We start from the raw sequence: 18257 nt of genomic DNA, 5'->3' as shown, positions 1-18257 counted from the left end.
CCGCATCCCTTGCCCCGCGGGGTCGTTTGGACATACGTGCACGCATACGACGTTCCCCGCCGCCACTCCTTCTCGCCGATCCCCTCCGCGCGGTCTGCTCAGGAGACCCAGGGCGGCCCATCGGCCACGCCGATCTACGACGCTCTCTACGCCGAGTACGTCAAGTCCTTCCGCGCGCTGCCCGGCGACCGCAGCGGCGAGGAGAAGCTGGGCTTCACCGCCTTCGGGAACATCCCGTACAGCACGGGCTCCTACAACCATGCGCACAGCTCGTACAGCGCGTACAGCGCGGGAGCCCAGAGCGCCCGCCACGCCGCCGGACAGCAGGCGCAGTGGCACCGCATGGGGAGCACCGGCCCGCACGACACGGGCATGCACCACGTGCCTGCCGCACTGCCACCGGGACGGCGCGGCGACGTGTGAGCGAGCACCGGACAGCGGAAGGGCGGCCCCGCCGGGGCCGCCCTTCCGCTGTGTCGCTCCTTGTTCTCGCTACTTCTTCTTCGCGCCGCGCTTCTCGCGCACCCGCACGGAGATGTGGATCGGCGTGCCCTCGAAGCCGAACTCCTCGCGCAGGCGGCGCTCGATGAAGCGCCGGTAGCCCGCCTCGATGAAGCCGGAGGCGAACAGCACGAACCGCGGCGGCTTGGTGCCCGCCTGGGTGCCGAACAGGATGCGCGGCTGCTTGCCGCCCCGGACGGGGTGCGGGTGGGCGGCGACCAGCTCACCGAGGAACGCGTTCAGCCTGCCGGTCGGGACCCGGGTCTCCCAGCCCGCCAGGGCCGTCTCGATCGCCGGGACCAGCTTCTCCATGTGCCGGCCGGTGCGCGCCGAGACGTTCACCCGCGGTGCCCACGCCACCTGGCCGAGCTCCGTCTCGATCTCCCGCTCCAGGTAGTAGCGGCGCTCCTCGTCGAGGGTGTCCCACTTGTTGTACGCGAGCACGATCGCGCGGCCGGCCTCGACGGCCATGGTGACGATGCGCTGGTCCTGGACGGAGATCGACTCGGACGCGTCGATCAGGATGACCGCCACCTCCGCCTTCTCCACCGCCGCCGCGGTACGCAGCGAGGCGTAGTAGTCGGCGCCCTGCTGGAGGTGGACCCGCTTGCGGATACCGGCCGTGTCGACGAACTTCCAGGTGACACCACCGAGTTCGATCAGCTCGTCGACCGGGTCACGGGTGGTGCCGGCCAGCTCGTTGACGACGACGCGCTCCTCGTTCGCCACCTTGTTCAGCAGCGAGGACTTGCCGACGTTCGGACGGCCGATCAGGGCGATCCGGCGCGGTCCGCCGATGCCGCCCCCGCCGAAGGTCTCGCGCGGCGCCTCCGGCAGCACCTCCAGGACCTGGTCGAGCATGTCGCCGGTGCCACGGCCGTGCAGCGCGGAGACCGGGTACGGCTCCCCCAGGCCCAGCGACCACAGGTACGCCGCGTCGGCCTCGCCACTCGGGCCGTCCACCTTGTTGGCGCACAGCACGACCGGCTTGCCGGCCTTGCGCAGCAGCCGTACGACGGCCTCATCGGTGTCGGTGGCGCCGACCTTGGCGTCGACGACGAACACGACGGCGTCGGCGGCGTCGATGGCGTACTCGGCCTGGGCGGCGACGGAGGCGTCGATGCCGAGGACGTCCTGTTCCCAGCCGCCGGTGTCGACGACCTTGAAGCGGCGGCCCGCCCACTCCGCCTCGTAGGTCACCCGGTCGCGGGTGACCCCGGGCTTGTCCTCGACGACGGCCTCACGGCGTCCGATGATGCGGTTCACCAGAGTCGACTTGCCGACATTGGGGCGTCCGACCACGGCGAGGACGGGCAGTGGGCCGTGCCCGGCCGCCTCGATCGCGCCCTCGACGTCCTCGAGGTCGAAGCCCTCCTCCGCGGCGAGCTCCATGAACTCCGCGAACTCGGCGTCGCCGAGCGCCCCGTGGTCGTGCTCGTGGGCCCCCCCGGAGGCGTCCGAGCCGTCGGGCTGGATGTGGTCGTTCATGAAGTCCGTACCTCGTCGTTCATCGTGGTGGTCGGTGGAGTACCCGCTGTGCCACGGGCTGATCCACTACTCAGTGTTTCCTAGCGCCCGGTGGAGCGCCTGGCGTTTTCCAGGTGGGCGGCGAGCTGTTTCTGGATGCGCCCGGTCGCCTCGTCCAGCGCCTTGCGTGTCCGGCGCCCGCTGCCGTCGCCCGCCTCGAACGGCTCGCCGAAGACGACGTCGACGCGGGACCGCAGCGGAGGCAGCCCCTTTATCAACCGCCCGCGCTTGTCGGAACTTCCCAGCACGGCGACCGGCACGATCGGGGCGCCGCTGCGCACCGCGAAGTACGCGAGCCCGGCGCGCAGCGCGGCGAAGTCGCCCTCGCCCCGGGTGCCCTCCGGGAAGATGCCCAGCACGCCGCCGTTCTCCAGGACGCCGAGCGCCTGGGTGATCGCCGTGCGGTCGGTGGTGTCGCGGTCCACCTTCACCTGCCCGATGCCGAGCAGGAAGGGGTCGAGCGGCCCGACGAACGCCTCCTTCTTGATCAGGAAGTGCGTCGGCCGGGGCGCCACGCCCATGACCATCGGGCCGTCGATGTTGTGGGAGTGGTTGACCGCGAGGATCACCGGGCCGTGCGCGGGCACCTTCCAGGCGCCGAGCACGCGCGGCTTCCACAGCCCGTACATCAGGCCGACGCCGATGCGCCGACCGACCTCGGCGCCCTTTTCCGAGGGGAGGTTCACTTCCCGGCCCGCTTCTCCTCGACGAGGGTGACGACACACTCGATGACCTGGGACAGCGTGAGCTCGGTGGTGTCCACCTCGACGGCGTCATCCGCCTTGGCGAGCGGCGAGGTCTTGCGGCTGGAGTCGGCGGCGTCCCGCTTGATCAGGGCCTCGCGGGTGCTGTGGACGTCGGCGCCCTTCAGCTCGCCGCTGCGGCGGGCGGCCCGGGCCTCCGGGGAGGCGGTGAGGAAGATCTTCAGGTCGGCGTCCGGCAGCACGGTCGTGCCGATGTCACGGCCCTCGACCACGATGCCGTGCTCCGCGGAGGCGGCGAGGGTGCGCTGCAGCTCGGTGATCCGGGCACGCACCTCGGGCACCGCGCTGACCGCGCTGACCTTGGAGGTGACCTCCTGGGTGCGGATCGGACCGGCCACGTCGACGCCGTCGACGGAGATGGTGGGACCCTGCGGGTCGGTGCCCGAGACGATCTCGGGCTTGCCGGCCGCGGCGGCGATCGCGGCCGGGTCGTCGATGTCGATGCCGTTGTTCACCATCCACCAGGTGATCGCCCGGTACTGGGCGCCGGTGTCCAGGTAGCTCAGCCCGAGCTGCGCCGCCACGGCCTTCGAGGTGCTCGACTTGCCCGTGCCGGACGGGCCGTCGATGGCGACAATCACTGGCGTGGCGCTTTCCACAGTGGGGACCTTCCTGAAACCGGGCCGGCGGGATGAGGGCGCGACTGCCCCGCACCAGGTTACTGGGTTCGCGTCACTCGTCCGGCCGCACCCGGGCGGAGGCGGCCCCGCGGCACCACGCAACCTACTGGCGGATCGCCCAGCCCCGCTCCCGCAGCGCCGCGGTCAGCACGGCCGCGGCCTTCGGCTCCACCATCAACTGCACCAGACCGGCCTGCTGTCCCGTCGCGTGCTCGATCCGCACGTCCTCGATGTTGACCCCGGCCATCCCGGCGTCCGCGAAGATCCGGGCGAGCTGCCCCGGCTGGTCGTCGATGAGCACGGCCACGACCTCGTACTCCCGCGGCGCGGACCCGTGCTTGCCGGGGACGCGGACCTGTCCGGCGTTGCCGCGCCGCAGGACGTCCTCGATGCCGCTGGTGCCCTCACGCCGCTTGTGGTCGTCGGAGGACTGGAGGGCGCGCAGGGCCCGCACCGTCTCCTCCAGGTCGGCGGCGACATCGGTGAGCAGGTCGGCGACCGGACCGGGGTTCGCGGAGAGGATGTCGATCCACATCCGGGGGTCGGATGCGGCGATCCGGGTCACGTCCCGGATGCCCTGCCCGCACAGCCGCACGGCGGCCTCCTCGGCGTGCTCCAGGCGCGCGGCGACCAGGCTGGACACCAGGTGCGGCATGTGGGAGACGAGGGCGACGGCACGGTCATGGGCGTCGGCGTCCATCACGACCGGCACGGCACGGCAGTGCGAGACCAGCTCCAGGGCGAGGTTGAGCACCTCGGTGTCGGTGTCCCGGGTCGGGGTCAGCACCCAGGGGCGGCCCTCGAAGAGATCTCCGGTCGCGGCCAGCGGGCCCGACTTCTCGCGGCCCGACATGGGGTGGGTGCCGATGTACGCCGTGAGGTCGAGGCCACGCGCCTCCAGCTCGCGGCGCGGTCCGCCCTTGACGCTGGCGACGTCCAGGTAGCCGCGTGCCACACCCCGGCGCAGGGCGTCGGCGAGCACGTCGGCGACATGTGCGGGCGGGGCGGCGACGATGGCGAGGTCGACGGGCCCGTCCGGCGCCTCGTCCGTGCCGGCGCCGAGCGCGGTCGCCGTACGGGCCTGCTCCGGGTCCGGGTCGGCGAGGTGCACGGTGACGCCCCGCTGGGACAGGGCGAGGGCGGCGGACGTGCCGATGAGCCCGGTGCCGATGACGAGAGCGGTCCTCACTGGGCGATGTCCTTGCGCAGGGCGGCGGCGGCGCCGAGGTAGACGTGCGAGATGTCGGCACGTGCCTTGTCCGACTCGATGTGCGCGAGGACCCGGACGACGCGCGGCATGGCCCCCTCGATGTCCAGCTCCTGGGCACAGATCAGCGGGACGTCCACGATGCCGAGCTTGCGGGCGGCGGCCGCCGGGAAATCGCTGTGCAGGTCGGGCGTCGCCGTGAACCAGATGCTGATCAGGTCGTCGGCGGTGAGCTCGTTGCGCTCCAGGATGGCCGTGAGCAGGGCTCCGACCTGCTCGTCCATGTGCCCGGCCTCGTCCCGTTCCAGTTGGACGGCGCCCCGGACCGCTCGTACCGCCACGGCGATGCTCCTTGCTGACGTGCGTGTCGCTCTACGTCCGTCCAGCCTAGTCAGCCCCCGGGGCGGGGGTGCGCGACGCCCACCCGATGAGACACCGGGATTGCCGTTCCAAGGGTATTTTCAAACTCACAATGTGGACATATCCGGTTTGCCCGTTCTTCAGCGCCTTCGGAGTGACGACATGACCTACGAGACCACTCGCCGCACGGTTCTCCTCGCGACGGGCGCGACGGGCGCGGCGGCGCTCGTCGCCGCCTGTGGCGGGGGCGGCGACGGCAACGGCTCGACGGCGACGAGCTCTCCCACCGGCCAGGACGCGACCAGCGCCCCGGCCGGCCGGGAGCTGGCCTCCACCGACGAGATCCCGGTCGGCGGCGGCAAGATCTTCAAGGAGGAGGAGGTCGTGGTGACCCAGCCGGAGCAGGGCCGGTTCAAGGCCTTCTCGGCGATCTGCACCCACCAGCGCTGCACGGTGGGCTCCGTCTCCGACGGCACGATCAACTGCCCCTGCCACGGCAGCAGGTTCCGGATCGCCGACGGATCGGTGGCGCACGGCCCGGCGACCCGGCCACTGCCCGCCGAGCAGATCACCGTGGAGGGCGACTCGGTCCGGCTGACGAACGCCTGATCAGGCGTCCCAGAGCGCTCCGAGGGTCAGCAGATCGCTCCGGTACTCGATCCGGTCGGACCACTCGGCCGGCCAGGCCTTCGCGCCCAGGTACGCGCCCGCGAACGCGCCCGTCAGGCAGGCGATCGAGTCCGAGTCGCCGGCTGTGCAGGCGGCACGGCGCAGGGCCGTCACCGGTTCGTCGGGGAAGAGCAGGAAGCACAGCAGCCCGGTCGCCAGGGCCTCCTCGGCGATCCAGCCCTCCCCGGTGGCCAGGCACGGGTCGTCCTCGGGCGAGACGGTGCGCACGGCGTGCTCGAGCCGGTCGAGGATCGCCAGGCACTCGTCCCAGCCGCGCGCGATGAACTGCTCGGGGCCCCGGTCCTCGGCCCGGCGCCACAGGTCGCCCAGCCAGCGCTCGTGGTAGTGGCTGCGGTTCTCCACGGCGTACGAACGCAGCAGTCCTGTCAGCCCGGCGGGCTCGGCGCCCTGCGCGAGCAGCCGTACGGCGTGAGCGGTGAGGTCGGACGCGGCGAGCGCGGTGGGGTGTCCATGGGTGAGGGCGGACTGCAACTGGGCGGCGCCCGCGCGCTGTTCGTCACTCAGGCCCTGGATCAGGCCGAGCGGAGCGACGCGCATGTTGGCGCCGCAGCCCTTGGAGTGGATCTGGCTGGCGTCCTGCCAGGGGCGGGACTCGTCCTTCAGCAGCGAGCAGGCCGTCAGGCAGGTACGCCCCGGGGCCCGGTTGTTCTCCGGCGACCGGTACCAGTCCACGAACTCCCCACGCAGGGGGCCCAGGAGCCCCGCCGGGGTGAGCAGCCCCCGGTCCATCGCCGTCCGCACGGCCCGGCCCAGCGCCAGCGTCATCTGCGTGTCGTCGGAGACGTAGGCGTGCTTCGCCAGCGGAAGCTCCCGCCACGGCCCGTGGTGGGCGAGGATCGTCGCCACGTCGTTGAACTCGGTCGGATACCCCAACGCGTCCCCCAGCGCGAGGCCGGTGAGCGCTCCTGTGGCGGCTTGCTTGTGGACGAGCGTGGCCATGTCAGAAGTCCTTCCGTCCCCGCTCCTCCCGAGGGAGCGGGGAACTTACGGCATGCGGCGTGTCCGCGTAAGCCTAGAGATCGACTTCCTGCATCAGCATGCCCACCTCGGTGTTGGACAGCCGCCGCAGCCAGCCCGACTTCTGGTCGCCCAGGGTGATCGGCCCGAAGGCGACCCGCACCAGCTTGTCGACCGGGAAGCCGGCCTCCGCCAGCATGCGGCGCACGATGTGCTTGCGGCCCTCGTGCAGGGTGACCTCGACGAGGTAGTTCTTGCCGGTCTGCTGGACGACCCGGAAGTGGTCCGCGCGGGCGTAGCCGTCCTCCAGCTGGATGCCGTCCTTGAGCTGCTTGCCCAGGTCGCGCGGGATGGGGCCGACGATGTGCGCGAGGTAGGTCTTCTTGACCCCGTACTTGGGGTGGGTCAGCCGGTGCGCCAGCTCGCCGTGGTTGGTGAGCAGGATGACGCCCTCGGTCTCGGTGTCGAGCCGGCCGACGTGGAAGAGCCGGGTCTCGCGGTTGGTGACGTAGTCACCGAGGCACTGCCGGCCCTCCGGGTCCTCCATGGTCGACACGACACCGGCGGGCTTGTTCAGCGCGAAGAACTGATAGCTCTGGGTGGCGACGGTCAGCCCGTCGACCTTGATCTCGTCCTTCTCGGGGTCGACGCGCCGCCCCTGCTCCAGGACGATCTCGCCGTTGACCTCGACCCGGGCCTCCTCGATCAGCTCCTCGCAGGCACGCCGGGAGCCGAAGCCCGCGCGCGCGAGGACCTTCTGCAGCCGCTCGCCCTCCTGCTCGGCGCCGGGGAAGGTCTTCGGGAGCTTGACCTCCTTCTTCCCGGCGTACCGGTCGCGGTTGCGCTCCTCGACCTGCGCCTCGTACTCACGCGGACGCGCCGGGGCCGTACGCCCCTGCTTCCGGGGCTGCTTGGGCCCGCCCTTGGCGCCACCGCGCGCGGCGCCGCCGCGCCCGGCCTTGGGGCCGTCCTTCGTCGCCCCGGGGCCCACGTCGTAGCGGCGCTCCTCGGGGCGGGGCTTGCGGGGGCGGCCCTGCCCCTGCTTCTGGTCCCTGTTGTTGCCGGCGCCGCGGTGGTTACCGCGTCCGCCGCTCTTGCCGCTGCCGCTGCTTCGCATCAAAGTTCCGTCTGGTCGTCTTCGTCGTCGGTACCCGGGGTGACCGGGCGGCCCGGCACATCGTCGTCAGGCGCGTCCGGGTCGAACGACGGTACGCCCTCCTGGGTCTCGGCCTCGATCGCCTCCGCCTCCGGGAGGAAGGGCGCGAGCTCCGGGAGCTCGTCCAGGCCACGCAGGCCCATCCGCTCCAGGAAGTAGTTCGTCGTCACGTACAGGATCGCACCTGTTTCGGGTTCCGTGCCCGCCTCCTCGATCAGACCCCGCTGCAGGAGGGTGCGCATGACGCCGTCGCAGTTCACTCCGCGCACCGCCGAGACCCGGCTGCGGCTGACCGGCTGCCGGTACGCGACGACGGCCAGGGTCTCCAGGGCGGCCTGGGTGAGGCGGGCCTGCTGGCCGTCCAGCACGAAACGCTCGACGGCGGGCGCGAACTCCGCCCGGGTGTAGAACCGCCAGCCGTTCGCGACGAACCGCAGCTCGAAGCCGCGCCGCTGGACGGTGTACTCGTCGGCCAGCTCGCGCAGGGCGTCCGCGATCTGGCGTCTCGGCCGCTCCAGTATCTTCGCGAGGTGTTCCTCGGTCGCGGGTTCGTCCACGACCATGAGGACCGCCTCCAGAGCGGGCTTGAGGTCCAGGCCGGCGACATCACGCAGCCCGGCCGGAAGCTCCCTGGTGTCCTCACTCACGGCTTCTTCTCCTCCTTCGGCGGCTCGGGCGGCCGGTCGAACTCGTCGGTGACGGCCGGGGTGTCGTCCCCGTCGCTGCCGGTCCACCGCACGAGCAGGTCCCCGAGCGCGGCCTCCTGCTCGAGCGCCACGGCCTTCTCGCGGTACAGCTCCAGCAGTGCGAGGAAGCGGGCCACGACCGTGAGCGTGTCGTCGGTGTCCTCGACGAGCTTCCGGAAGCTGGCCTCGCCGAGTTCCCTCAGCCGCGCGATCACGATCTGCGCCTGCTCCTGCACGCTGACCAGCGGGGCGTGGATGTGGTCGACGTACACCTGCGGCTTGGGCTTCGGCTGCATCGCCTTCACGGCGAGTTTGGCGAACCCCTCCGCGCCGATGCTGATGACGACCTCGGGCAGCAGCTCGGCGTGCTGGGGCTCGAGCCCGACGGTGCGGGGGTAGCGCCGGGCCTCGTCGTCGAGCCGCGCGTTGAAGATGTCGGCGATCTGCTTGTACGCCCGGTACTGGAGCAGCCGGGCGAACAGCAGGTCCCGGGCTTCGAGCAGCGCGAGGTCTGCCTCGTCCTCCACCTCGGCGGCGGGCAGCAGCCGTGCGGCCTTCAGATCCAGCAGCGTCGCCGCGACGACGAGGAACTCGGTCGTCTCGTCCAGGTCCCAGTCCGGCCCCATCGCCCGGATGTACGCCATGAACTCGTCGGTCACCTTCGACAGCGCGACCTCGGTGACGTCCAGTTTGTGCTTGGAGATCAACTGGAGCAGCAGATCGAAGGGGCCTTCGAAGTTCGCGAGCCGGACCTTGAAGACCCCGTCGTCGGCGCCGCCGGCGTCGGCTTCTGCCTCTGCCTCTGCCTCTGCCTCTGCCTCCGGAACGGTCGCCACTTGCTCGGTCACGGACCCGGAGGCAAGCGTCCCGCCCTCAGTTCGCAGAGGACCGATCGCCGGCGGACCCCCCTCACCGGCTAGCCCTGCGCCCTCCAGCGCGGCAGCGCTCCCGTACTCGACCCCGGCGCCGGGCGACGCGGACCCCGCCGCCGTGAGGTCGCCCTCACGATGCGGCCCCGCCGCCCCGGGCCTTGCCCGGGGCGCCGCTTCCGAGCCGGCGGCCCCGTCCTCCACGGCAGCCGAACCGGCCACCGTCTCCATGGGTGACATGCCCGACCGGACCGGTTCCGGCGCCTCCGCCGCTTCTGCCGACGCCGTCGGCTCCGTCGGTGAAGCCACGGGCCCCGTCTCCGCCGGGACACCCCCGGCAGGCTCAGCCGCCGGGCCCGTTACCGGTTCGGCCCGGGGAACGCCCGGACCACGCCCCAGCGTGCGGCGGCGGCCGGCGGGTGGCGGGGTGGCGTTCGAGGTCATGGCCCCCGCAGGTTATCGCTACCGCCCGCGCAGCCGTCGTACGAGGATGCTGGCTTCTCCGCGGGTCTCCAGGTCGGCGAGGACCACGGCGACCGCCTCGCGGACGATGCGGCCGCGGTCGACGGCGAGGCCGTGCTCGCCGCGGAGCACGAGACGGGCGTGCTCCAGGTCCATGAGCTCCTCGGCCGACACGTACACGGTGATCTTCTCGTCGTGCCGCTCGCGACCGCTGGGGCGGCGCGAGGCCGCCCGCCCGCGCTTGCGCGGCGCCGCGGCAGCCGCTCCGGCACCGGCGGCAGAACCCTCCTGCGCCGCCTGCCGACGAGCGGTACCGGAACGCTCCGCGGCAGCCGCCCGGCTGCGGGACTCCCCGGCCTCGGCCGGATCCGCGTCCGCCGCGACGTGCTCCGCGCCCTCGCCGTCACCGCCCTGCGCCGGCACCGACTGCGGCACGTCCTCGGCGGCCGTTGCCGCCGCGTCGCCCTCCGCCGCCGGAGCGGGCACCCGGGCGTCGCCATTGGCCTGACGCCTGGGCGTGGACGACTGCAGCCCCATCCCCCCTGTCGTACGGAAGAGTTCGTCGGCCCCCGGCAGACTCACTCGGCGTGACACCGGGCGAGCACCTCCCTGGCGAGCTGGCGGTAGGCGGCGGCACCGACGGAGTTGGAGGCGTAGGTGGTGATCGGCTCACCGGCGACCGTGGTCTCCGGGAAGCGGACCGTGCGCCCGATGACCGTGTGGTAGACGTGGTCGTCGAACGCCTCGACGACACGAGCGAGCACCTCGCGGCTGTGCACGGTGCGCGAGTCGTACATCGTGGCCAGGATCCCGTCGAGCTCCAGCTCCGGGTTGAGCCGTTCCTGGACCTTCTCGATGGTCTCGGTCAGCAGCGCCACACCACGGAGGGCGAAGAACTCGCACTCCAGCGGCACGATCACCTTGTGCGCGGCCGTCAGGGCGTTGACCGTGAGCAGGCCCAGCGAGGGCTGGCAGTCGATGACGATGAAGTCGTAGTCGTCCAGCAGCGGCTTCAGGGCGCGTTGCAGGGTCGACTCGCGGGCGACCTCGGAGACCAGCTGGACCTCGGCCGCCGACAGGTCGATGTTGCTGGGCAGCAGGTCCATGTTGGGGACCGCCGTCTTCAGCAGCACCTCGTCGGCCGCCATCCCCCGCTCCATGAGCAGGTTGTAGACGGTGAGGTCGAGTTCCATCGGGTTGACGCCGAGTCCGACCGACAGCGCGCCCTGCGGGTCGAAGTCCACGAGCAGGACCCGGCGTCCGTACTCCGCGAGCGCGGCGCCCAGGTTGATGGTCGACGTCGTCTTGCCGACGCCGCCCTTCTGGTTGCACATCGCGATGATCTTCGCGGGTCCGTGGTCGCCCAGCGGGCCCGGGATCGGGAAGTACGGCAGCGGGCGCCCGGTCGGGCCGATGCGCTCCCGTCGCTGTCTGGCCGCGTCGGGCGCGAGAGTGGCCGCGTACTCGGGGTCGGGCTCGTACTCGGCGTCGGGGTCGTAGAAGTGCCCCTCGGGCAGGTCGTCGTAGTCGGCGAAGTGGTTGTGGGGCGCGCCACTTCCGTCGCCGGCCATGGCGTTCACGTGATGGCCATCCATCTTCTGGTGTGCAGTGTGAGTCGCCTGCTGACTCTGGTGGGCTGCGAAGGTGCGCACAGCGACGGAGCCGACAGCAGCGAACCCCGCGGGACCCTGGTCCCGTGCAGGCATTCCTGGTTGACCACCCCCGGGAGTAAATGTCGACTCATTCACAAGTCGTCTTACCTCCTTGGTGACCAGGAAACTTCTAGACAGGTCAGCGTGGCACCATGCCGACGGTTGGCGACTCTATGGCGTGTCGGGCGTCCGCAGCAACACAATCCGCCGGACCCGGCCCGATGTGTCGGCAATGAAACATCCCGCTGTCAAGGGCGTACGGCCGTCGCACGGCAGGTTTCACCGGTGTGCGAATCGGTTGAAGGGTTACGTTCGAGGCGAGTTGCCCGAGAATCGCGAAGTGACCATACACACATCCGGCCGGACCTTGCGGGCAAGGTCCGGCCGGACGCGCTGCGTTGACGAGCAGTGTTGACGTATCGCCTTTGCGGGTTGGTGACTTCGTTGACTTACCGGCCCCGGCTCGGCCGACGCCACTCAGCCGAGGAGCGAGGACAGCTCCACATGCTCCACGCCGTGCGCCTCGGCGACCTCGCGGTAAACGACCTTGCCGTCATGGGTGTTGAGGCCCTTGGCCAGCGCCGGGTCGCGGCGCAGCGCCTCCGCCCAGCCATGGTTGGCCAGCTCCACGATGTAGGGCAGCGTGGCGTTGGTCAGCGCGTAGGTGGAGGTGTTGGGCACCGCGCCGGGCATGTTGGCGACGCAGTAGAAGACCGAGTTGTGGACCTGGAAGGTCGGCTCGGCGTGGGTGGTCGGACGGGAGTCCTCGAAGCAGCCGCCCTGGTCGATCGCGATGTCGACAAGGACACTTCCGGGCTTCATCCGGGAGACGAGCTCGTTGGTGACCAGCTTCGGGGCCTTGGCTCCGGGGACCAGCACCGCGCCGACGACGAGGTCGGCCTCCAGGCAGGCCTTCTCCAGTTCCAGGGCGTTGGAGACCACGGTCTGGATCTTCGTACCGAAGATCTTGTCCGCCTCGCGGAGCTTGTTGACGTCCTTGTCGAGCAGGGTCACGTGGAAGCCCAGGCCGATGGCGATCTGCGCCGCCTGCCAGCCGGAGACACCGCCGCCGATGACGACGGCGCGACCGGCCGGCACGCCGGGGACGCCGCCGGGCAGCACGCCCCGGCCGCCGTTGGCGCGCATCAGGTGGTAGGCGCCGACCTGCGGGGCGAGCCGGCCCGCCACCTCGGACATCGGCGCGAGCAGCGGCAGCGCTCGGCTGGGCAGCTCGACCGTCTCGTAGGCGATCGCCGTGGTGCCGGACTGCAGGAGGGCGTCCGTGCACTCCTTGGAGGCGGCCAGGTGCAGGTAGGTGAAGAGCGTCTGGTCCTTGCGGAGGCGGTGGTACTCCTCGGCGATGGGCTCCTTGACCTTCAGCAGCAGGTCGGCGGCGGCCCACACCTCGTCGGCGGTCTCCAGGATCTGCGCGCCGGCCGTGACGTACTCGTCGTCCAGGATCGAGGAGCCGACGCCGGCGCCGCGCTCGATGACGACCTGGTGGCCATGACGCACCAGCTCGTGCACGCCGGCGGGGGTGATGGCCACCCGGAACTCGTTGTTCTTGACCTCGCGGGGAATGCCGACCTTCACGTCGATCACGGTCCTTGACTCAGAGGGTATGGGGCATTACTAGACATACCCGGGCACGCACGGGCACACCGGGAGAGACCGCAGAAGAACGAGCGGCAGAGCCAGTCTAATGAAGGTGTTCCCGCTGTCTAGCCTTTCATTACATCAATCTTCAGCGGATGTACTGCGGATTTCGCAGGCGTCAGGGCGAGGTTTCAGGTTTGGGCTCGGCTACCTGGGCTTCCTCGGGGTCCTCGGCGTCGTCCTGCTGCTCCCCGAGCAGCCGCTCGGCGGCCCCCCGGTGCAGCCCTGCCGACGCGGGGTCGCCGAGGTGCTCGAGGGTGTCGGCGACCCGCAGGTGCAGCGCGGCCTGCAACCGCGTGTCCTCGGCCCGTCGCGCCCACTCCACGGCCTCCCGGCAGCTGCGCAGCGACTCCTCTGGCCGGCCCGCGTACTCCTGGACCCGCGCCAGCTCGCTCATGGCCCGCGCCTGGGCGGCCACGTCGCCGAGCTTGCGGTGCCCGGCGATCGCCGAGCGCCAGTTACGCAGGGCCTCGCCGTAGCGGCCGGCGTAGGTGTGGGCTTCGGCGATCCGCCCGTACAGCCGGGCGGCGTCCGCCCGCTCGCCCCGGGCGAGCCGCTCGGTGAGGGCCCGGCCGAACCAGTCGGCGGCCCGGTCGAAGTCGCCGAGTTCCAGGTGCGCGCCACCTACGGATTCCATCGCCCGCCCGGTCGCGTACGGGTCGTCCACCTCGCGTCCGGCGTCCAGCGCGGCCCGGTAGCGCACCAGCGCGTCGGCCGTGCGGCCGGTCCGGGCGTCGAGGTCGCCAAGGTTGAGCAGGGCGGCGGCCCGCTCGCGGGGCAGGTTCCGGCGCTCGGCCACGTCGAGGACCAGGTTATGGATGACGTACAGGTCCGGCGCCGCCGCCCGGGTGCCGACGTGTGCCACCAACGCCCGCACCAGCTGGGACATCAGCCGCCGTGCCAGGGTGTCCAGCTCCCCGTCGGCGACCGCGAGCCGGGCCGAGGCCAGCAGGGCGGGCCGGGTCAGGCGCAGCCACTCGGCAGCCGCCCGCGGGGTGGGGAAGCGCAGGGCGCGCGGCATGTCGAGCAGTTTCTGGCGGGCCTGGGGGCTGTCGGTCTCGGTGATCGCCCGGCAGGACTGGAGCAGCCGCACGGTCCGCTCCAGCATGCGGGCGCCGGCCAGCCGCCGCTCGGCCCGGCGCTCGTGGTGCTCGAGGAGGACGCGGAGCAGGGGATGCAGACAGCCGGGCACCTCGTACTGCGGCAGCGGTGAGTCCACCGCGTGCAGGAAGCCCAGCGCGACGAAGTCGTCCAGCAGGGTACGGGCGCTGCCGACCGAGCAGCCGGCCAGCGCGGAGGCGGTCTGCGGGTCGACGAGCCCGGCCGGGGCGAGGGCGAGCAGGCGCAGCACCCGGGCGGCGGTAGCGGGCAGGGCGGCGTAGGCGAGGCGGAAGATCCGGCTCAGCGCCGTGCCCTCGTCGTCCTCGGCGCGCAGTTGCTTGGCGAGATCGGAGACGGCCGCCTTGGGGCGGGCGGCGAGCCAGCCGCCCGCCAGCATCAGCGCGGCCGGCTGTCCCTGGCACTCCTCGGCGAGACCCTCGGCGGCCCGGGGGTCGACGGTGATGCGGACCGAGCCGGTGTGCCGGGACAGCAGCTCCACCCCGGACTTGGCGTCCAGGCCGCCCAGCGTGCAGGGGCGGACGTCCGGGATGCCGGTCAGCGGGCCCATGGAGACCGCGACGACCAGGCAGTCCGGGGAGTCGGGCAGGAGTGCGTCGACCTGCTCGGCGTCGGCCGCGTCGTCCAGCAGGAGCAGGGCCCGGCGGTCGGCCAGGGCGGTGCGCAGGGCGTCGGTGAGGTCGTCTTCGCCGGCTCCGGCCGGGGCGTCCTCGTCCAGGGCGGCGAGCAGGTCCCGGGCGGTCCGCTCGACGGGCACGGGGGTGCCGTCGGGGTCGGTCAGGCGGGCGCGCAGGAGGCCGTCCGGGTAGCGGTCGGCGACCTGCCGAGCGAGTTCCTCGGCGAGTGCGGTGCGGCCGGAGCCGGGCCGGCCGGCGATGAGCAGCACCCGCGCGCGTGGGGGCTTGCGACCTGCCAGGGTGTCCAGTCCGGCGCGCTCGATGTCGGCGCACAGTTCCTTCAACTCCCGCGTGCGGCCGAGGAATCGACGGTCCCCGGATGCGTGCCCGGTCAGCCGCACGTCGCCTGTCTCCACGACCTGATCCGTCACGGGCCACACTCCCGTCCACCGCACCTGCGAGCCCGCCGGGACTCCGGTACGGGCGTGCTCAGAGCCTAGTTCACGCTCTGCAACGTTCCCGGAGGAGCACGGCGGGCCCGGCGGACGCATCCCCCGATCGGATCAGCAGATCGTAGGACCGACAGCGTCAGGCTCGCCCCCTAGGGGCGCGGGGCTGTGCCTGATCTGCGGCTCCGCCGCGCGGGCGCGACAAACCACGACGCCGCCGCACCCAGCCGACGGCCTCAGCGGCCCCCTGTCGCGGCACCCCCAGCGGAGCGCCTACGCCTCGAACGGGCGCGCGGGCCAAGGGGCCTGGGCCGGACGCAGCGCGTCCAGGCCGCCCCCGCTCCGCGCGGCGACCAGCGACAGCACGCCCACCACGAGGCAGTTGTTGTGCAGCTCGCCCGCCAGGACGCCCCGGACGAGGTCCTCGACCGGCACCCGGTCGAGTTCCATGTCGGCCTCTTCCTCCTCGACCGCGAACCGCTCGCCCTCGGCCTCGGAGAGGTCACGCGCGAGGAAGATCCGTACGGCCTCGTCGCAGCCGCCGGGCGTGGTGTAGACGTCGGTGAGCACCCGCCAGTCCTCGGCCTTGACGTGCGCCTCCTCGTACAGCTCGCGCTGCGCGGCGTTCAGCGGGTTCTCGCCGGGCACGTCGAGCAGACCGGCCGGGATCTCCCACAGCTTGTGGCGCACGGGGTGGCGGTACTGGCGCAGGACCAGGACACGGTCGGCCTCGTCGAGGGCGAGGACGGCCACGGAACCGGGGTGGACCTGGTAGTCACGGCCGACCACGGTGCCGTCGGGCATGACCACGTCGTCGGTACGGACGGAGGTCTTGTTGCCCACGAAGGGGGTGTCCGTCGCCCGGATCTCCCACTCCTCCGGGGTGTCCTTGATCGTCATGCCTGTCCTTCCACGTGCCCTGCGCGACCTGCCGGAACGAAACCGGGGTGCACACCCTTTGAAGGGATGCACCCCGGCCACCGTACAACTGGTGTGTTACTTCGAAGTCTTCCGCTCGACCGCGGCCCTGACGAGCCCGGCGAACAGCGGGTGCGGACGCGTCGGCCGGGAGCGCAGCTCCGGGTGCGCCTGGGTCGCGACCAGGTACGGGTGGACGTCGCGCGGGTACTCGACGTACTCGACGAGCTTGCCGTCCGGCGAGGTGCCGGAGAACAGGATGCCCGCCTTCTTCTCCAGCTCGGCGCGGTAGGCGTTGTTCACCTCGTAGCGGTGCCGGTGCCGCTCCTCGACGTACTCCTTGCCGTCGTACACCTCGCGCACGATGGAGCCCTCGGCGAGCTTGGCCGGGTACATGCCGAGCCGCATGGTGCCGCCCATGTCGCCGTCACCGGCGACGATGTCGAGCTGCTCGGCCATGGTGGAGACGACCGGGTGCCCGGTGGCGGGGTCGAACTCGGTGGAGTTGGCGTCCGCGATGTCGGCCAGGTTGCGCGCGGCCTCGATCACGATGCACTGCAGGCCGAGGCAGAGGCCGAGCAGCGGGACCTTGTTCTCGCGGGCGTAGCGGATGGCGCCGACCTTGCCGGTCACACCGCGCTCGCCGAAGCCGCCGGGGATGCAGATGCCGTCGACGTCGCCGAGCTGCTGGGCCGCGCCCGCCGGGGTCTTGCAGTCGTCGGAGGTGACCCACTTGATCTTCACGCGGGCCCGGTTGGCGAAACCGCCCGCGCGCAGGGCCTCGGTGACCGACAGGTAGGCGTCGGGCAGGTCGATGTACTTGCCGACCAGCGCGAGGGTGATCTCGTGGTCGGGGTTGTGGACGCGGTCGAGCAGGTCGTCCCAGGTCGTCCAGTCGACGTCACGGAACGGCAGGTCCAGCTTGCGGACCACGTAGGCGTCCAGGCCCTCGCCGTGCACGGTCTTCGGGATGTCGTAGATCGAGCGGGCGTCGGGGCAGGCGACCACGGCGGCCTCGTCGACGTCGCACATCAGGGAGATCTTGCGCTTGATCGCGGTGGGCACCTCGCGGTCGCAGCGCAGCACGATCGCGTCCGGCTGGATACCGATGTTGCGCAGGGCCGCAACCGAGTGCTGGGTGGGCTTCGTCTTCAGCTCACCCGAGGGGCCGATGTACGGCAGGAGCGAGATATGGACGACGAAGACGTTGTCACGGCCGACCTCGTGACGGACCTGGCGGACCGTCTCCAGGAACGGCAGCGACTCGATGTCGCCGACCGTGCCGCCGACCTCGGTGATCACGACGTCGACCTCGTCCGTCGCCATGCGGCGGATGCGGTGCTTGATCTCGTTGGTGATGTGCGGGATGACCTGCACGGTGTCGCCCAGGTACTCGCCGCGCCGCTCCTTGGCGATCACGGTGTTGTACACCTGGCCGGTGGTGACGTTCGCGGAACCGTCCAGATCGCGGTCGAGGAAGCGCTCGTAGTGGCCGATGTCCAGGTCGGTCTCGGCGCCGTCGTTGGTGACGAACACCTCACCGTGCTGGAAGGGGTTCATCGTGCCCGGGTCCACGTTCAGGTACGGGTCGAGCTTCTGCATCACGACGCGCAGACCGCGGGCCTTGAGCAGCATGCCGAGGCTGGAGGCCGTCAGGCCCTTGCCGAGCGAGGAGGCGACACCCCCGGTGACGAAGATGTGCTTGGTCGTCGAGTTTCGAAAAGCAGCGGGCGGCATGGCCAAGAGGGGGCTCCCGTGGTCGCGGTTTGGGGGTGCGGTGCGGCTGCCTGCCGGAGGTCTCCGGCGGTTGCCGTCGCTGCGGTTCGGGGGTTTGCTGCCCACCGGTCCACGGGCTACCAGCGTATCAGCGCCTCGGGGGGATGGCTTCCGGCCACGCTCCGCGCACGCACCGACACGGAAGTGGCCACCGTTACCGGTTCATCACCCCTTGCTCACTCGTTCGGCGTACCCGCCTTGCCCGGAGCGGCACCCAGATCATCTGCGTGCGTCGTATCCTGCTCGGACACTCGCTGCCGAGCGCGCCCGG

At 71.5% G+C, this 18257-nt stretch carries 17 protein-coding genes; 2 read left to right on the top strand and 15 right to left on the bottom strand.

The genetic code is table 11. The annotated features are described in order from the left end of the window. The first annotated feature begins 36 nt into the window (after nucleotides 1-36). Nucleotides 37-423 (top strand): hypothetical protein, encoded by a 387-nt coding sequence (locus tag IE97_RS0131180; protein WP_030247841.1) that lies wholly within the window; start codon nucleotides 37-39, stop codon nucleotides 421-423. A gap of 69 nt (nucleotides 424-492) precedes the next feature. Here IE97_RS0131180 and der read toward each other — a convergent pair whose 3' ends face one another. The 5 genes from der to aroH all read right to left on the bottom strand — a co-directional run bounded on the left by der (nucleotide 493) and on the right by aroH (nucleotide 4960). Next, nucleotides 493-1989: a ribosome biogenesis GTPase Der gene (gene der / locus IE97_RS0131175; RefSeq protein WP_030247839.1), complete on the bottom strand. Its 1497-nt coding sequence runs from the start codon at nucleotides 1987-1989 to the stop codon at nucleotides 493-495. 80 nt (nucleotides 1990-2069) lie between these two features. Further along, on the bottom strand, nucleotides 2070-2753 hold the full coding sequence (locus IE97_RS0131170; protein WP_078603439.1) for a lysophospholipid acyltransferase family protein: 684 nt from the start codon (nucleotides 2751-2753) through the stop codon (nucleotides 2070-2072). Continuing rightward, nucleotides 2711-3391, bottom strand: a complete 681-nt coding sequence (gene cmk / locus IE97_RS0131165; RefSeq protein ID WP_030247834.1) for a (d)CMP kinase — start codon at nucleotides 3389-3391, stop codon at nucleotides 2711-2713. Before cmk ends, IE97_RS0131170 begins: the two co-directional genes overlap by 43 nt. 124 nt (nucleotides 3392-3515) lie before the next feature. Then, complete coding sequence (locus IE97_RS0131160) at nucleotides 3516-4601, bottom strand: prephenate dehydrogenase (protein ID WP_030247832.1); 1086 nt, start codon at nucleotides 4599-4601, stop codon at nucleotides 3516-3518. Beyond that, complete coding sequence (gene aroH / locus IE97_RS0131155; RefSeq protein WP_030247831.1) at nucleotides 4598-4960, bottom strand: chorismate mutase; 363 nt, start codon at nucleotides 4958-4960, stop codon at nucleotides 4598-4600. Before aroH ends, IE97_RS0131160 begins: the two co-directional genes overlap by 4 nt. Before the next feature lie 181 nt (nucleotides 4961-5141). Between aroH and IE97_RS0131150 the strand changes: the two genes are divergently transcribed. Then, on the top strand, nucleotides 5142-5588 hold the full coding sequence (locus IE97_RS0131150; protein WP_030247829.1) for a Rieske (2Fe-2S) protein: 447 nt from the start codon (nucleotides 5142-5144) through the stop codon (nucleotides 5586-5588). Here IE97_RS0131150 and IE97_RS0131145 read toward each other — a convergent pair whose 3' ends face one another. The 10 genes from IE97_RS0131145 to IE97_RS0131100 form a co-directional block, all read right to left on the bottom strand. After that, nucleotides 5589-6608, bottom strand: a complete 1020-nt coding sequence (locus IE97_RS0131145) for an ADP-ribosylglycohydrolase family protein (RefSeq protein ID WP_030247826.1) — start codon at nucleotides 6606-6608, stop codon at nucleotides 5589-5591. A gap of 73 nt (nucleotides 6609-6681) precedes the next feature. Continuing rightward, complete coding sequence (locus tag IE97_RS0131140; RefSeq protein ID WP_030247824.1) at nucleotides 6682-7743, bottom strand: pseudouridine synthase; 1062 nt, start codon at nucleotides 7741-7743, stop codon at nucleotides 6682-6684. Beyond that, nucleotides 7743-8429, bottom strand: coding sequence for an SMC-Scp complex subunit ScpB (gene scpB / locus IE97_RS0131135; protein WP_030247822.1), 687 nt, complete (start codon nucleotides 8427-8429; stop codon nucleotides 7743-7745). The genes IE97_RS0131140 and scpB overlap by 1 nt, the downstream gene beginning before the upstream one ends. Beyond that, complete coding sequence (locus tag IE97_RS39645) at nucleotides 8426-9403, bottom strand: segregation and condensation protein A (protein WP_324608030.1); 978 nt, start codon at nucleotides 9401-9403, stop codon at nucleotides 8426-8428. Before IE97_RS39645 ends, scpB begins: the two co-directional genes overlap by 4 nt. 396 nt (nucleotides 9404-9799) lie before the next feature. Further along, entirely contained in the window at nucleotides 9800-10393 is a 594-nt protein-coding gene (locus tag IE97_RS0131125; protein ID WP_030247818.1) for a hypothetical protein, read from the bottom strand. After that, nucleotides 10378-11505, bottom strand: a complete 1128-nt coding sequence (locus tag IE97_RS0131120; protein ID WP_078603438.1) for a ParA family protein — start codon at nucleotides 11503-11505, stop codon at nucleotides 10378-10380. Before IE97_RS0131120 ends, IE97_RS0131125 begins: the two co-directional genes overlap by 16 nt. A gap of 423 nt (nucleotides 11506-11928) precedes the next feature. Continuing rightward, nucleotides 11929-13053, bottom strand: a complete 1125-nt coding sequence (gene ald, locus IE97_RS0131115; RefSeq protein ID WP_030247813.1) for an alanine dehydrogenase — start codon at nucleotides 13051-13053, stop codon at nucleotides 11929-11931. Nucleotides 13054-13225: 172 nt separating this feature from the next. Beyond that, on the bottom strand, nucleotides 13226-15274 hold the full coding sequence (locus tag IE97_RS0131110; RefSeq protein WP_030247812.1) for a tetratricopeptide repeat protein: 2049 nt from the start codon (nucleotides 15272-15274) through the stop codon (nucleotides 13226-13228). Nucleotides 15275-15565: 291 nt separating this feature from the next. Further along, nucleotides 15566-16192, bottom strand: coding sequence for an NUDIX domain-containing protein (locus IE97_RS0131105; RefSeq protein WP_030247811.1), 627 nt, complete (start codon nucleotides 16190-16192; stop codon nucleotides 15566-15568). Nucleotides 16193-16288: 96 nt separating this feature from the next. Beyond that, nucleotides 16289-17947: a CTP synthase gene (locus IE97_RS0131100; RefSeq protein ID WP_030247809.1), complete on the bottom strand. Its 1659-nt coding sequence runs from the start codon at nucleotides 17945-17947 to the stop codon at nucleotides 16289-16291. Nucleotides 17948-18257 lie beyond the last annotated feature (310 nt).

Source organism: Streptomyces sp. NRRL S-455 (assembly GCF_000717875.1).
Taxonomy (GTDB): domain Bacteria; phylum Actinomycetota; class Actinomycetes; order Streptomycetales; family Streptomycetaceae; genus Streptomyces.
Note: the sequence above shows the minus strand (reverse complement) of the source record. Positions and strands in the feature narration are given on the sequence as shown.